Raw genomic sequence first — 14,723 nt, 5'->3', positions numbered from 1 at the left:
AAGCAAACGGCGTAAACCGCTAAAAACAAAAAACCCCCGGTCCTTTAGGAGCGGGGGTTCTTGTTGCAATCTTGACCTAATTAGGTGGTTTGATGCGCCATACGATGCCCCCGCTGTGATTTAATAATCACCACGGTAATAATCTCGATAATGAGCAGGGCAGCTTGGTTAAACATGGTGTATGGGTATTCCTAATCAGTGTGTTTGCTTAAATTGGCGTCTAGTTTTAGTAGACCTTTTAATCAATATCACAAAGCCTGTGAATAACACAACCAAAACTGATGACCATCAAACGAAACAGTGAATCCTTTGGGTCAAACACTGACCCTCATTCGCTAACTTCGCGGCAATGGCCTGCTCACTTTAAGTAAACCATTGGCTCTGTTTTTATCATTGAGCCTATAAATCGGGTCATTGCGCCGCCAAAGCCCACTGGCTAAGCTGGGCTCTGGTCGCGATAACATTAAAACTGATTATGCTTCTTCAACGATGCGCTTCATTTCGGTCATATAACCGCGAAGTTCAGCACCGATATATTCAACGGCGGTATGACGAATCGCATCGTTAACCTCGATTAAGCGCAGGTTATCGACACCATTCCCCTCATCTTTAAGCCCACCGCCTAAGTACTCTGGCGACATCTGGTTGACATAATCACGCAGTAATGGCACTGCTGCGTGGTTAAATAGGTAACAGCCATATTCGGCGGTATCAGAAATAACCACGTTCATCTCATACAGGCGCTTACGTGCAATGGTGTTGGCGATAAGCGGCGTTTCATGCAGTGACTCGTAGTAAGCTGACTCTTCAACAATACCGGCTGACACCATAGTATCGAACGCAAGCTCAACGCCCGCTTTAATCATGGCGACAAGGAAGATACCTTTGTCAAAATAGGCTTGCTCATCAATCGCTTCGTCGCACTGTGGCGCATTTTCAAAACCAGTTTCATTGGTCTCGCTGCGCCACTTAAGCAAGTTAGCGTCATCATTAGCCCAGTCTGCCATCATGGTTTTCGAAAACTCACCACTGATGATGTCATCCATGTGCTTTTCAAATAACGGCGCCAGAATGCCTTTTAGCTCTTCTGCCATCTCAAAGGCTTTAATTTTTGCAGGGTTAGATAGGCGATCCATCATGTGAGTGATACCACCGTGCTTAAGTGCTTCGGTGGTGGTTTCCCAGCCTTGTTGGATCAATTTCGCCGCGTAACCAGGCTCTACACCGTCGGCAACGAGCTTGTCATAACCTAAAATAGCACCCGTTTGCAGCATGCCACATAAAATAGTTTGCTCACCCATCAGATCAGATTTCACTTCGGCGATAAATGATGAGTGCAGCACGCCAGCGCGGTCACCGCCCGTGGCGCTCGCATACGCTTTAGCCACTTCAAAACCGTCACCCTTAGGATCGTTTTCTGGGTGGACAGCAATCAGGGTTGGTACACCAAAACCACGCTTATACTCTTCACGAACCTCAGTGCCCGGGCACTTAGGCGCTACCATGATCACCGTGATATCTGGGCGCACTTGCATTCCCTCTTCGACAATATTGAAGCCATGAGAGTAAGACAGCACTGCGCCCTCTTTCATCAATGGCATCACACTGTTAACGGCGTCGGTGTGCTGTTTATCGGGAGTCAGGTTAAGCACTAAATCCGCATCAGGAATGAGCTCTTCGAACGTACCTACGCGGAAACCGTTACCGGTCGCCTTTTGATATGAAGCGCGCTTTTCTGCAATCGCCTGTGGGCGAAGTGCAAATGAGATATTGAGGCCCGAATCACGCATGTTCAAACCTTGGTTAAGGCCTTGAGCGCCACAACCTAGGATCACAATATTCCACTCTTTAATGTAATCACAGCCTTGGCTAAATTCGCTGCGGTCCATGAAACGACATTGACCTAGCTGTGCTAATTGTTGACGCAAATTCAGAGAATTAAAATAGTTAGCCATCAGATATTCCACCTTTGAGTGAGGACTTAAAAACGGGCTCAACCGACGATGGCTAAGCTGTGATTAAAATCACTATAGCCTATGGTGCTTATTGCTTAAAATGATATATTCGAAACATCACATTGCATTTTATGCAACAATACCATTAAGTTTACACTACAAGGCACCGAGGGGATTTCGTGGATATTCGCACCATTAAATTGTATCTGCACCTGTCTAACTGCCTGCACTTTGCGAAAACCGCGCAGCAGATGCATGTGAGTCCTTCAACATTAAGCCGCGCTATGCAGCGCCTAGAGGAGGAGGCAGGCGCAAAACTGTTTGAACGGGATAACCGCAGCGTGACCCTCACAAGTGCTGGGGTGGAATATCGCCACTTTGCCGAACAAACTTTAGATAATTGGAACAAACTGAAATATCGGCTCGATCCTAAGCAAGATAGATTACGCGGCCGACTTAATCTTTACTGCTCGGTAACGGCAGCATATAGCCATCTGCCCGGGTTATTGGACCGCTTTAGAAGCGAGCATCCATTGGTGGAAATCGCCCTCATCACTGGCGATGCGGCTAATGCTGTGGATATGGTGAAACAAAACCGTGCCGATATTGGTATCGCCGCCAAACCAGACACCCTGCCAGAATCACTCAGCTTTATTAAAATCGACGATGTCCCCCTTGTTATCATCGCGCCTACGTTTAAATGTGCGGTGCAGGAGTTACTGTGTGAGTCGTATATTCCCTGGGATAGGCTGCCGTTTATCATCCCCGAACATGGTCCGGGGCGGCAACGTATTGATAACTGGTTTAAGCAGTTAGGGCTTAATGCCAATGTCTATGCCCAAGTCTCTGGCCAAGAAGCCATTGCCTCTATGGTCGCGCTAGGCTGTGGCGTCAGTATTACTCCAGAGGTGGTGATCAATAACAGCCCGGTAAAAGATAGGATCCAGCAGTTAGCGTCGCCAGTAGCGATTGCGCCTTTTGAGTTGGGGTGTTGCAGTAAAAAAAGCCGCGAAGACGAGCCCGTCATCGCGGCATTTCTGCAAGAGTTACAACGCATGAGAATGTCATCAATCACGCCAAAGAGTTAACCAGCACTGGCGGTCAACTTGTGCAACTAGTCGATGGGGAGCAAAAGTTCATCCTGCTTATCGATGCGTGTCACCATCAACTGGTCAACTTTGTAGGCATCAATATCGACCACTTCAAACTTGTAACCAGCGTAATTAACAAACTCGGTACGCTTAGGTATTTTACGCAGCATATGCATCATAAAGCCGGCAATGGTTTCGTAATTTTGGCTTTGTGGAAATTGCTCAATGTTAAAGGCACGCATCACATCTGTGATGGGCGTTACCCCATCCACCAGCCATGAGTCTTTATCACGGGCAATGATCTGCTCTTCACTCTCGTGCAGCGACCACGCGCCCATCACCGCGCTTTGCAGGTCATTAGTGGTAACAATCCCCACAACCAAGGCATATTCATTCATCACCACGGCAAAATCTGAGCGGGTATTTTTAAAATATTCCATGGTTTCAGACAGGCTCAAACTATCAGGGATAATTAAGCAATTACGCACCAATGGGCTGCCCTTAAGGGTGATGCTTTGGCCATTAATCACTTGGATCAACAACTCCTTAGCGTCAACCACCCCTTTAATGCAATCAAGCTGTCCATCACACACTAAAAACTTGGTATGTGGATCGTTCGTGATTTTACGCTTAATATCTTCTTCGCTGTCCTGCAGCAGAAAATAGACTAGGCTCTCACGTGCCGTCATCGCCGAAGTGACGGGAACGGTTTGCATTTCAAACACATTCTCCATCATCTGCTGCTCACCCTTATCGAGTACGCCCGCCTCGGTCCCTGCGGCCATAACCGCGTAAATATCATCCGAGGTAACCTGATCATTACGTACGGTTTGAATTTGCAATATTCTAAACACAAAAGTGGCTAAGCCATTAAAAAACCACACTAATGGACGCAGTAGCACTATGCATAACATCATGGGGCCAACCAAAGCCACAGCCACACGCTCGGGGATCGCCATCGCGATCCGCTTGGGCATTAAATCGGCGATCAAAATAAACAGGCTAGTAACGATGGCAAATGACAAGATAAAGCTTAACTGCCCCAGCCAAGGTTCAGTGACCCAGCCAGTTAAAGCCGCTTTAACATAGGGGGTAAATGCCGACTCACCGACAATACCACCCATAATCGCCACAGCATTAAGCCCTATCTGTACGACAGTAAAAAAACTTCCTGGATGAGCCTGCAGTTTAAGCACTCTTTCCGCGCGTAAATCACCTTCATCGACCATTTGACGCAAACGGATTTTACGCGCCGCAGCCAAAGCTATTTCAGACATGGAAAAGAAGCAACTGATGCCAATTAACAACAAAATAATCAATGCATTATCAACAAAACTCATTTTACACCTAACTCTTTAAGGCAGTGGTCAATAGCGACCGAGCAGCCACCTCTTGGCGGTACATTTGCGTTTAAATCATATGTACGCCTAATCGTAATGAGGTGTGAGCTGCCAATGGTATCGGCTCTAGTGCCAACACGATGCAACAAGGACTGTCAGCTCAAGTCCACCGAAAACACAATCTCGATGCCAATATGTCGCTCGACAAGACGACAATGTCACAATCTGGCGTCTATATATCAGAAAATAGCCAATAGGCAACATAAATCGGCATATTTTGCTTAAATAACGGGCCCATTTTTAGCTGCTACACTTAGGACTGCGCATTCGCGCTAATGCTAGACTCCTACAAAAGACTAAAAACAAAAGGATTTGTTTATGGCAATTGCCTGCGTCACCACCAGAGCCAGTTTAGGGGTCGAAGCCCCAGAAGTTATCGTTGAAGTGCATCTCAGTAACGGCCTGCCCGCCTTCAATTTGGTCGGCCTGCCGGAAACCTCGGTCAAAGAGGCTAAAGAGCGGGTACGCAGCGCGATAATCAATGCTGGATTTGAATTTCCACAGCGGCGAATAACGGTCAACCTCGCGCCTGCGGATCTGCCTAAACAGGGTGGCCGTTACGATCTGCCGATCGCTATCGGTATCTTGGCGGCATCAAAACAGATCCCAGCGGCCATGTTAAAAGATCACGAGTTTGTCGGTGAACTGGCATTATCTGGACACATTCGCCAATGTCAGGCGCTCTTGCCGGTGATTGTTTTTGCCCGCAAGCACCACAAGTATTTAATCCTGCCCCTCGACAACCGCAGCGACGCCGAATTGGTCGGATACCACAACTGCTTTTTTGCCACTCACTTACAGGGACTCAGTGCCTACCTCCACGGGCAGCAATCCCTACCGAGGATCACCACTGGCTTAGAGTGGATTGCTAACAATGCGCCGTCTCAAACAACCTGTTTAAGCGATGTGATCGGTCAATATCAAGCTAAGCGCGCCTTAGAAATTGCCGCCGCAGGCAACCACAACTTATTGTTTTTAGGGCCACCTGGCACAGGAAAAACCATGTTAGCCAGCCGGATCATTCAACTACTACCGCCTTTGAGTTATGACGAAGCATTAGAGGTAGCCGCTATCCATTCTGTCGCGGGGCAGACCGTACCTAAAGCCCAATTTTATCAACGCCCCTTTCGCAGCCCCCACCATACTAGCTCATCTATCTCACTGGTCGGCGGTGGCAGTCATCCCAAACCGGGAGAGATCTCTTTGGCTCACCGAGGAGTACTTTTTTTAGATGAAGTTGCTGAATTTCCTAGAAAAGTGCTCGACTGTTTACGTGAGCCGATGGAAACTGGTGAGGTAGTCATCTCACGGGCAGCGGCTAAACTCACCTTTGCCAGTCGCTTTCAGCTTATCGCAGCCATGAACCCCAGCCCCTGCGGCGACACCGCAAACGCACGGGCAACACAAGATCAAATACAGCGCTATCTGTCACGCTTATCGGGCCCGTTTATCGATAGATTTGACCTGACCATAGATGTCCCACGACTGCCCGAAGGCACCTTGACGCAGCAACAACATGCCGCCGAAACCAGCGCGACAATCGCGAGCAGAGTGAAGGCGGCTCGTGAGTGTCAACTGAGTCGTGCTGGCGTCTTAAATGCCGAGCTGAGTGGTAAACAGCTGACGCAAACCGGGGGATTTGCGCAAACGGATCTGGAATTTTTAGAGCAAAGTGTCAATAAACTTGGGCTCTCGGTAAGAAGTTATCACCGACTGCAGCGCGTAGCCCGCACCATCGCCGACTTAGCGCAATCTCAAACGGTAGATCGCAGTCATATCGCCCAAGCCTTAGGTTATCGCGCCATGGACAGGCTACTTAACAGCTTGAAAAATAGTTATTAACCGCTCGATAAGTTAAAGATAATTTTGCAATCGCGTACCAGGCTAAGATGCAAACTGAACAGACTAAGCTGCAAAATAACCTCGTATAATAACAGCAGCATAAAAAATGAAAAAAACCTCTGATATTAAGAGCATTGAGCTAAAGCCCTAGGCCGAGTAACATAGGTCTCAAATTTTTTATGGGGAATTTAATGGGCTCTGTTATATCGCTGATCAGAGGCAGCCTAGCATTTAGCTGTTATGTTATTAACACCATCTTCTGGGTAACACCTATCTTATTGGTAAGTATAGTAAAAATAATACCTATCGGGCCTTTACGCACTGGCTGTAGCTATATACTCGATCATTGTGCTACCGCATGGATAAGTGTTAACACCATTATCGAGCGCATCTTTCATCCGGTCGAGATTCTAATTGAAGGCGAGGCCGAGCTGTCGCCGAAAGAGTGGTATATGGTGATCGCCAACCACCAATCTTGGGTCGATATTCCGGTGCTACAACGCATATTTAACTACAAAATTCCATTTTTAAAGTTTTTCCTCAAACAACAACTCATTTATGTACCTGTCTTAGGATTGGCTTGGTGGGCACTCGACTTTCCTTTTATGCGTCGCTACACCAGTGCGCAACTGCGTAAAAACCCTAAGCTTAAAGGTAAAGACATAGAGATCACTCGTAAAGCCTGTGAAAAATTTAAATCTAAGCCTGTGAGCGTGATGAATTTTGTTGAAGGCACCCGCTTTACGCCTGCCAAACATCAAAAACAAAACTCTGAGTTTAAACATTTACTTAAACCTAAGGCGGGCGGAATGGCATTTGCTCTATCAGCCATGGGTGGGCATATTCATAAGCTGGTCGATGTGGCCATTTATTATCCTGGTGATATCCCAAGCTATTGGGATTATATATCGGGCAAAGTAAAGCAGGTAAGAGTCCATATAAAGGTGTCTGATATCGCTAGTGAAATGCGCGGTGATTACTTAAATGATAGGGCATTTAAAATCGGTTTTCAGGACGAGTTAAATCGTATTTGGAAAGAGAAAGATAGCGTATTGGATCAGCTCGCTAAGCAATAACCTGTTATAAAAGAGACTTCTAAAAGATGTTAAATTTTTTGCCCGGCTCAGTTTTATTCGCACTCAGTATGTTCTTGTTGATCATCAACACTGTATGGTGGAGCAGCCTCATTGTTATCGGTGGCTTTGTAAAATTACTGCTGCCGATAACCACTTTTAGAAATATGCTGACCCACATGATGAACCGCTGCATGTGGGGATGGGCCTGCTGTAATGGTGGTATTTTATACCTCATTGCCAAGATAGAGTGGGATGTTGAGGGGCTAGAAGGGCTTCGTAAAGATGGCTGGTATCTACTGATTAGCAATCACCTTAGTGGCTTCGATATTGCAGCACTCACCTACGTATTGCGTAACAATATTCCGATGTTAAAGTTTTTTCTCAAAAAAGAGCTACTTTATGTGCCGTTTTTGGGGTTGGGTTGCTGGGCCTTAGATATGCCATTTATGAATCGAACCAGCGCTAAACAGTTGAGAAAAAACCCCAAGTTAAAAGGCAAAGATCTACAGACTACGCGGCGCGCTTGCGAGAAGTTTAAAACCATCCCTACCGCTATTATCAATTATGTCGAGGGCAGCCGCTTTACCAAAGAAAAACACGCACGCCAACGGTCGCCCTATCGCTATCTGTTACGCCCTAAAGCGGGCGGCATCGCCTTTACTATTTCGGCCATGGGCGAGCAATTTACCAGCCTATTAAATGTAACCTTGGTCTATCCAGACTCTGAAGGCAACACACTCTCAGAGGTGATGCACGGCAAAATCAAACGGATAGTGATCCGCATAGAAACTCTCCCCGTACCCGAGGTCGATGATATTCGCTATTTCAGTGATGCCGATTGCCGCGCTCAATTTCAACGCTGGCTCAATGGAGTTTGGCAGCAAAAAGATGAGCAGATCCATCAAATTTTGCAGCGTTATCACTCTCACCAACGAGTGAGCAACAAGCTAGCATCTAGTCCAACTCAGCAGTAACCCGCTTCGTTACTAACGATAAGCGCGCAGCGTAATAGCGCGCTCATTAATCGCTAATAGCGACCCACCCTAATCAAGCCATTTTCCATTGAATATATCCCATTGATGCAAATAGACCTCTCTATACCTACCTGAGCCCCAAGCCAGAATTAATGACCCACCGCGCCACATAACCACATAAATAGCACTGCCCCCCCCTCATCATGAAAACCCACTGCGGCGATACAATTGATAATAAGGTATATCTTTTGCCAACATTATGGCTACATGTTAGTTTATAAATACAAAATGATTAACACGCCTGCTTGGTCACAGTACTAAAGCGATATAAATAATAGGATGGGTCATGCAACCCTTTTTTGACAGGCATATTATGTTTAACAGACCACATCAATCATCACTGCTCATGGCGGCGCTGTTACTCATAACGGGATTATTAACTGGCTGTCAAAGCAGCTTAATGCATAACTACTCGGCGGCGGCGGTTAATGTCACGCCCTCACAATTGAGCCGCTACTGGGTTATCCAAGACAGAGCCATCGATTGGCAGTTAGTCGCTAACCAATACCCCAACTTACAGCGTATTCATGTCCAATTTGAGATTAACAGCCAAGGTAACATTGTCAATCTTGCCATTGATGAGCTTTATAAAGACCAATACGCGGTAATTGCAGATCTTGAATCCTATAAATTTAAAGCAACCGCTGAAAATGCCAATGCAATACCGGTACGGGTGAATGCGACCATATTATTCAATGAATAAAGACACACCATGGCTCAAGTATGACAGTACAAGCCAATAAAAAAGCGCCTTTCATCGGCGCTTTTTTATTGGTATCACGATAACGACTAACGCGCTATTGCAATTACCGGTTCCACTCGCTCAACCCGTCCAAGCCAGCCATTTGGCGCTGGGCGCAGCCCTTTTTGAATATCGGTTAACACTTGGTAAATACGCCGAGTATGCTCACCCACTTCGCCATTACCGACAGTCACCACACGGTTATCTTCAAAAATATAGGACCCCACAGGAGAGACCACCGCTGCGGTGCCAAACCCACCCGCTTCAATAATCTCACCTGACTCAATGTCGCTAATAAACTTATCCAGCATCACCGTCTCTTGGCGCACTTCACAGCCTAGCTGCTCACCTAAATCTAATATTGATTGCGAGGTAATAGACTTTAAGATGGTATCGGTAAACTTAGGAATAATAATGGTGCCATCTTTGAGCACATGGAAGTGGTTCATCGCCCCAACTTCTTCAATCTGCTTATTATTGGCATCAAGATAAAGCACCTGCGCGGCGCCATATTCGGCAGCAGCCTTACCCGCTTTCAACGATGCGGCATAGTTACCTGCCGCTTTCGATGCCCCGGTTCCACCAGCCACGGCACGGTGAAAACGTTCGCTAATCAGCAAACGAATCGCCTTATCGAAACCATCAGCATAATAAGCACCACTCGGGCTAAGCATCACACAAAAGGTGTATTGCTGACTCGGACTCACCGACAGCCTATCTTCAGTGGCGAAGATGAACGGCCGAATATACAAACAAGCCCCCTCTTGCATTGGGAACCACAAGCGGTCGACGTCAATTAAGGCGTTAATACCTGCCAACTGCATCGCTTCGGGCAGCGCAGGAATACAGAGAATATCGGCACTGGTATTAAGACGCTCAGCATTTTTATCTAAACGAAAGGTATAGATCTCACCATCTTGATGCATAAAGGCTTTGGCGCCTTCAAACACGGATTGGCCATAATGCAGTGCAATGGCACCAGGAGCGACCTCAAACGGGCCATAGGGGACAATTCTAGGATCTCGCCACTCACCGTCGCGATAATCCATTAAAAACATATGATCAGTTCTTAGGTTACCAAAACCCACATTGGTTTCAGGCTCAAACTGCTCAGTACGACGTTCACATGCAGGTTTTAAATTATAGTTTATGTGCATTGCATACCACCTTGATTACTGAATAAGCAGACTATGGATGCATCGCAATAAAGTCAAGCCAAACGACAGCGTTCAGTAAGCCCGTAGGCATATGCTTTAGTACAAGTTTGTGAACGTTAAAGTAACAAATTTAATTCTGCTATTCGCGTTGACGAGTACAAGTTGACTTAGCATTAAGATCGACCTGTGACAGAGCACTGCACGCTGCGCAGCTCATATGGTCACGATAGTGCTGATCAAAAAATTTCACCGTGCGTGCCTCTAAACAATCAAATAACTCATGGGTAAGCGGCTGCAGCCATTTATATTGCCCCATCAATTTCGCCAAGTGGCGATAACAGGTCTCGCGGCGATTAGACAAGTACTCAGGTGCAATGAGCTGGCTTTCAAATTGGGTCAAAGATCCGGTTAAATAGAATACGATTCCCTGCACTAACTCTTTAACCTGTAGTGGTGTCGCCTCAAGTTCCCCCTTAGCCACAGCAGCATTGAGTGAGTCGGTAAACCATCCCCAAAAAGCATTGATACGCTTTTTAAAACGCTCAACCTTTTCATCACTGGCTAGCTGCCACACCATGGTATTAACCGAGACAGAGCGTAGCGTAAAGAAGCTTTTTGAGCGTTTAATGGTTTCAAAGGTAAACATAATAGGCAGCAGAACCTTCTCTTGCTCACTAAGGTCTGGGTATTGAGCAATAAAGATGGGCAGATGATTCGAGGTCGCACTTCTTAAAAATAAGCACACCAATACATCCTCTTTGCGCTCAAAGAATTTATACAAGGTCCCAGTAGAACACCCTACTTCTTTAGCCAGTTGAGAGAACTTAAATGACACTATGCCCTGAGTCTCAATGAGCCGCTCCGCCGCATCAAGAATTTGGTTGCAACGCATCATAGGTAATGTTTCAGAGGGGCACTTCATGCTCTTCGCCTTAATATCAATTTAGCTGAAGTATGCTCCAGCAACTTACCGTAATGACAGTTGATGCTTAATGTATCGGGATAAACCTCACGCTAAATGGGCTTTATTGGCGGGGTTTGTGAATTACATCAAACAAAGATTGGCATAAAAAATATCGGCTCCATATAAACTCCCAGCAACAATGGGCAGCGAATAAAAACATCCAAAAAAAGTTATTCGGGACATGGCTCACGAATAAGTTTGCCACTGAAAAAAAGCCGTGACTTACTTCACCTTTAACCAAGTGCAGAACCTCTATCTTTCTCTCACGCAGATGCAGAGGACAATCAAATGCACAACAGAAGAAACTTTTTAAAACTCAGTGCGGGTGCCGCGCTTGGCGGGATAGCCGCCTCTATGCCCGGAACCGTATCGGCCAGCGAATGCAACACCATCGAATGGGATGAATCCCACGACGTTATTGTGGTCGGCTCAGGTTTTGCTGGTCTATCGGCCGCATTAAACGCCAAGCGCCAGAGCATCGGTTCGGTATTGGTGTTAGAGAAAATGCAAGTGATTGGTGGCAACTCTGCCATCAACGGCGGCTGGTTAGCCATACCTAAAAACCCTACTCAGTTAGCCCAAGGCATCAAGGATGATTCACCCGAAGAGCTAGTAAAAGATCAGATCATCTCGGGTCGTGGCATGCAAAATGAAGATGCACTGCGTCAAATCGCTAACCGCTCGCTCGATGCGTATAACTTATGCGTAGATACTGGCGTTAAATTCCGTGAAGGCTTTAACATTCAGGTGGGTGGCCACAATAAAGCACGCGCCATCCGTACTCAACATGGCACTGGCGGCGATATCACCACCAAGCTTTATGAAGCGGGTGTAAAAGAGGGCGTAGATTATCGTCTGCAGCACTACATCGAAGACTTCATTATGGATGGGCAAAAGATCATCGGCGTTAAGGTACGTAAAAATTACCGTTTCCCAGATCTAAAGACTGGTACCACAATATTCATCAAAGCCAACAAGGCGGTTGTGCTAGCTAATGGTGGCTTTGCTCGAAACATGGCGCTGCGTGAAGCGGTTGACCCTTCACTTGACCCAACCCTTGATTGCACTAACGCGCTCGGCGCAACCGGTGAGGTAACCCTGACTGCTATGGCCCATGGTGCCCTGCCAGTGCACATGAACCTTATTCAAACAGGTCACTGGGGATCGCCTGATGAGGGCGGATTTGGTTGGTCTAACGCCTTGCTTTCTATCGGTTGGCATCAAGGCGCGGCAATCAGCGTGCTCAACGGCAAACGCTTTATGGATGAGCGTGCAGACCGCAAGACCTGCTCTGAAGCCATTATGAAAAACCGTAATGCTGACGGCAGCCCCGCGTATCCAATTGTACTGTTTAACTACAGCAACTACGCCAAAGACGATCGAGTGATCCGCGCCTTACGCGACAAGATGGCGTGGAAGCTCGACTCATTAGATGAGATAGCGGCTAAGTTCGATATTCCTGCGGCGCCATTGAAACGTAGCATCGCTGAATACAACACCCATGTTGAAGCCCGCAAAGATCCGCTCTTTAACCGTAAAATGGACACGGCTGAAGTGTTAACCGGCCCCTTTGTGGTATCTCGCATCTGGCCAAAAGTGCATTACTGCATGGGTGGACTAAAAACCGATTTAGGCGCTCGCGTGATCGATGGCCGCTCGATGGCATCCATCAAAAACCTCTACGCGATAGGCGAAGTCACTGGCGGCATCCATGGTGAAGCCCGTTTGAGTTCTACCTCCTGCCTAGAGTGCCTAGTGATGGGCATAGTGGTTGCAGAAACCATCCAAGCCGACCTTCAAGGAGCTGTCTAATGAACAAATTATTACTGAGTTTACTGCTAGGCCTTGCGGTTTCAGGCAGCGCTATGGCGGGCGACCTCGTCAAAATGAAAGGCAGCACCCAAGGGCGCGTGAACCACGAGTTTATCTACCAAGATGGTTGTCAGACTTGCCACCAAGGCTCAGGTAAAAAGAATGCGACCGACGCTGCCTGTGTTGAATGCCATGGCGATATCAACAGTATTGCAGTCGATGAAAGCAAGTTAGCGATCCCCGAAGCGCATCCGCACAAATCACTGCATTACAACCAAGGGGCAAGCTGCTTAGCCTGTCATGGCGAGCACGAGAAAAAAGCGCCCGTCTGCGCCGAATGCCACCGAACTTGGTTTGGTGAAATGTAATAGTTTCTGCTGTAAATACTAAAAAGACTAATAGGAAATGATGATGAGAAATACCACTAAGTTTATGCTGTCGATAGTGGCAACGGCGATAGCACTTTCAGGCTCAACCGCTTTCGCGGCTGAGCAAGAAGATGGCATCAAGGTTGGCGGCGCCGTACGTGTTAATTACGGTTACAAAGACTACGATGAAGCCTCAAAAGATAAGGGCGGAGACTTTTCTTTTGATATGACTGCGATCAAATTTGACGGTAAACAAGGTGACTGGGGGCTTGCGGCAGAATACCGTTTTACCTCAAGCACGAACTATATCAAATATGGCTACGGCTTTTACGACATCGATCCAGACTGGCAGCTACAGTTTGGTATTAATAAAGTGCCGTTTGGTAACCGTGATTTCATCTCCAACAGCTGGTGGTTTGGCCTACCCTACTACCTAGGCTTTGAAGATGACCATGATGTGGGTATCAAAGCTATTTATGAAAAAAATGGCTGGCACACTGACTTAGCTTTCTACAAAAATGCAGAATACGGCCCAACAGAAAACAAACGTTACTCGACCGACCTATACACAGGCACCATCAATGGTACCGAGTATAACAACGAAGAGACCAACCAGCTCAACATTCGCCAAACCTACACCGCTGAACACCAAGGCGGCCAAACCACCCTTGGTGGCTCGGTGCAGTATGGCCAAATCTATAACAGCAAAACGGGTAATAACGGCGACCGTTACGCCGTGGCACTGCACTTAGACAGCAGCTTTAAGGGCTGGAACTTACAGATGCAGGCGATGCAGTATGAGTATGATGCCGCCGATGCTGAAGACCCAAATAAAATCGGTGTCTCTGTGGTGAGTTGGCAGTACGAAATTGCCGCTAAAGGCCAAGCTTATAACGTTAATATTGCAAAAACGTTCGATACCGATTGGGGCAGCGTTAAATGTTACAACGACTTTGGCTTAATGACGCCCGATGTCGATGACGACAGCTATGACAACAGCATGCAAAACGTCACTGGCTGCGCGATTTCAGCAGGCCCAACTTACACCATGGTCGATTTTGTAATGGGTAAGAACATGACCTTCTCTACCGCCAACAACGACCATGTTGGCCTACCAGAGATGGGCGATAGCTGGGACAAACGCGTTAACATTAACTTTGGTTACTACTTCTAAAGCTATATGACGTTACCGGCAGAAGCGAGGCCGCTCTCACTTCGCTTCTGCCAAACTCTGGCGACTCTTTTAGAGTCTGCCAACATTTAGATTGGTTACGGCACTTCC

Annotated in this window: 13 protein-coding genes; 8 read left to right on the top strand and 5 right to left on the bottom strand. The window is 47.0% G+C overall.

What is annotated here, in order from left to right; translation table 11 throughout:
* Positions 1 to 80: 80 nt before the first annotated feature.
* Together AC5YBZ_RS01320 and ilvC are read right to left on the bottom strand one after the other, a co-directional pair.
* Positions 81 to 176, bottom strand: coding sequence for a leader peptide IlvL (locus AC5YBZ_RS01320; protein ID WP_494520296.1), 96 nt, complete (start codon positions 174 to 176; stop codon positions 81 to 83).
* 297 nt (positions 177 to 473) lie between these two features.
* Positions 474 to 1,955 (bottom strand): ketol-acid reductoisomerase, encoded by a 1,482-nt coding sequence (ilvC, locus tag AC5YBZ_RS01315; protein ID WP_494543317.1) that lies wholly within the window; start codon positions 1,953 to 1,955, stop codon positions 474 to 476.
* A gap of 179 nt (positions 1,956 to 2,134) precedes the next feature.
* Between ilvC and ilvY the strand changes: the two genes are divergently transcribed.
* Positions 2,135 to 3,043, top strand: coding sequence for an HTH-type transcriptional activator IlvY (gene ilvY / locus AC5YBZ_RS01310; protein WP_494543316.1), 909 nt, complete (start codon positions 2,135 to 2,137; stop codon positions 3,041 to 3,043).
* Positions 3,044 to 3,069: 26 nt separating this feature from the next.
* On the opposite strand, the gene paeA is transcribed toward ilvY, so the two are convergent.
* Positions 3,070 to 4,386: a polyamine export protein PaeA gene (paeA, locus tag AC5YBZ_RS01305; RefSeq protein ID WP_494520297.1), complete on the bottom strand. Its 1,317-nt coding sequence runs from the start codon at positions 4,384 to 4,386 to the stop codon at positions 3,070 to 3,072.
* A 378-nt stretch (positions 4,387 to 4,764) separates the two neighbouring features.
* Between paeA and AC5YBZ_RS01300 the strand changes: the two genes are divergently transcribed.
* The 4 genes from AC5YBZ_RS01300 (at position 4,765) to AC5YBZ_RS01285 (ending at position 9,101) form a co-directional block, all read left to right on the top strand.
* Positions 4,765 to 6,288: a YifB family Mg chelatase-like AAA ATPase gene (locus AC5YBZ_RS01300; protein ID WP_494520298.1), complete on the top strand. Its 1,524-nt coding sequence runs from the start codon at positions 4,765 to 4,767 to the stop codon at positions 6,286 to 6,288.
* Positions 6,289 to 6,479: 191 nt separating this feature from the next.
* Positions 6,480 to 7,364 carry a 1-acylglycerol-3-phosphate O-acyltransferase, YihG family gene (gene yihG / locus AC5YBZ_RS01295; protein WP_494520299.1) on the top strand — a complete coding sequence of 295 codons (885 nt, stop codon included), beginning with the start codon at positions 6,480 to 6,482 and terminating at the stop codon, positions 7,362 to 7,364.
* A 26-nt stretch (positions 7,365 to 7,390) separates the two neighbouring features.
* Positions 7,391 to 8,338 carry a 1-acylglycerol-3-phosphate O-acyltransferase, YihG family gene (yihG, locus tag AC5YBZ_RS01290; RefSeq protein WP_494520300.1) on the top strand — a complete coding sequence of 316 codons (948 nt, stop codon included), beginning with the start codon at positions 7,391 to 7,393 and terminating at the stop codon, positions 8,336 to 8,338.
* A 346-nt stretch (positions 8,339 to 8,684) separates the two neighbouring features.
* Complete coding sequence (locus AC5YBZ_RS01285; RefSeq protein WP_494524237.1) at positions 8,685 to 9,101, top strand: hypothetical protein; 417 nt, start codon at positions 8,685 to 8,687, stop codon at positions 9,099 to 9,101.
* Between the two features lie 86 nt (positions 9,102 to 9,187).
* On the opposite strand, the gene AC5YBZ_RS01280 is transcribed toward AC5YBZ_RS01285, so the two are convergent.
* On the bottom strand, positions 9,188 to 10,297 hold the full coding sequence (locus AC5YBZ_RS01280) for a branched-chain amino acid aminotransferase (RefSeq protein ID WP_494520302.1): 1,110 nt from the start codon (positions 10,295 to 10,297) through the stop codon (positions 9,188 to 9,190).
* Between the two features lie 139 nt (positions 10,298 to 10,436).
* On the bottom strand, positions 10,437 to 11,219 hold the full coding sequence (locus tag AC5YBZ_RS01275) for a TetR/AcrR family transcriptional regulator (RefSeq protein WP_475515205.1): 783 nt from the start codon (positions 11,217 to 11,219) through the stop codon (positions 10,437 to 10,439).
* A gap of 330 nt (positions 11,220 to 11,549) precedes the next feature.
* Here AC5YBZ_RS01275 and AC5YBZ_RS01270 point away from each other — a divergent pair, with 330 nt between their 5' ends.
* From AC5YBZ_RS01270 to AC5YBZ_RS01260, 3 genes are read left to right on the top strand one after another with little or no spacing between them, the layout of a single operon-like run.
* Positions 11,550 to 13,073, top strand: coding sequence for a flavocytochrome c (locus AC5YBZ_RS01270; RefSeq protein ID WP_475515206.1), 1,524 nt, complete (start codon positions 11,550 to 11,552; stop codon positions 13,071 to 13,073).
* Positions 13,073 to 13,441 (top strand): cytochrome c3 family protein, encoded by a 369-nt coding sequence (locus tag AC5YBZ_RS01265; protein WP_494520304.1) that lies wholly within the window; start codon positions 13,073 to 13,075, stop codon positions 13,439 to 13,441. Before AC5YBZ_RS01270 ends, AC5YBZ_RS01265 begins: the two co-directional genes overlap by 1 nt.
* A gap of 40 nt (positions 13,442 to 13,481) precedes the next feature.
* Positions 13,482 to 14,615 carry a hypothetical protein gene (locus AC5YBZ_RS01260; protein ID WP_494521675.1) on the top strand — a complete coding sequence of 378 codons (1,134 nt, stop codon included), beginning with the start codon at positions 13,482 to 13,484 and terminating at the stop codon, positions 14,613 to 14,615.
* Positions 14,616 to 14,723 lie beyond the last annotated feature (108 nt).

It is taken from the genome of Shewanella sp. 553 (genome assembly GCF_059338375.1).
Note: the sequence above shows the minus strand (reverse complement) of the source record. Positions and strands in the feature narration are given on the sequence as shown.

What these genes read in the sequence shown, in the direction of transcription:
- AC5YBZ_RS01320 (WP_494520296.1), bottom strand. Translation starts at nt 176, where the DNA reads ATGTTTAACCAAGCTGCCCTGCTCATTATCGAGATTATTACCGTGGTG.
- ilvC (WP_494543317.1), bottom strand. Translation starts at nt 1,955, where the DNA reads ATGGCTAACTATTTTAATTCTCTGAATTTGCGTCAACAATTAGCACAG.
- paeA (WP_494520297.1), bottom strand. Translation starts at nt 4,386, where the DNA reads ATGAGTTTTGTTGATAATGCATTGATTATTTTGTTGTTAATTGGCATC.
- AC5YBZ_RS01300 (WP_494520298.1), top strand. Translation starts at nt 4,765, where the DNA reads ATGGCAATTGCCTGCGTCACCACCAGAGCCAGTTTAGGGGTCGAAGCC.
- yihG (WP_494520299.1), top strand. Translation starts at nt 6,480, where the DNA reads ATGGGCTCTGTTATATCGCTGATCAGAGGCAGCCTAGCATTTAGCTGT.
- yihG (WP_494520300.1), top strand. Translation starts at nt 7,391, where the DNA reads ATGTTAAATTTTTTGCCCGGCTCAGTTTTATTCGCACTCAGTATGTTC.
- AC5YBZ_RS01285 (WP_494524237.1), top strand. Translation starts at nt 8,685, where the DNA reads ATGCAACCCTTTTTTGACAGGCATATTATGTTTAACAGACCACATCAA.
- AC5YBZ_RS01280 (WP_494520302.1), bottom strand. Translation starts at nt 10,297, where the DNA reads ATGCACATAAACTATAATTTAAAACCTGCATGTGAACGTCGTACTGAG.
- AC5YBZ_RS01275 (WP_475515205.1), bottom strand. Translation starts at nt 11,219, where the DNA reads ATGAAGTGCCCCTCTGAAACATTACCTATGATGCGTTGCAACCAAATT.
- AC5YBZ_RS01270 (WP_475515206.1), top strand. Translation starts at nt 11,550, where the DNA reads ATGCACAACAGAAGAAACTTTTTAAAACTCAGTGCGGGTGCCGCGCTT.
- AC5YBZ_RS01265 (WP_494520304.1), top strand. Translation starts at nt 13,073, where the DNA reads ATGAACAAATTATTACTGAGTTTACTGCTAGGCCTTGCGGTTTCAGGC.
- AC5YBZ_RS01260 (WP_494521675.1), top strand. Translation starts at nt 13,482, where the DNA reads ATGATGAGAAATACCACTAAGTTTATGCTGTCGATAGTGGCAACGGCG.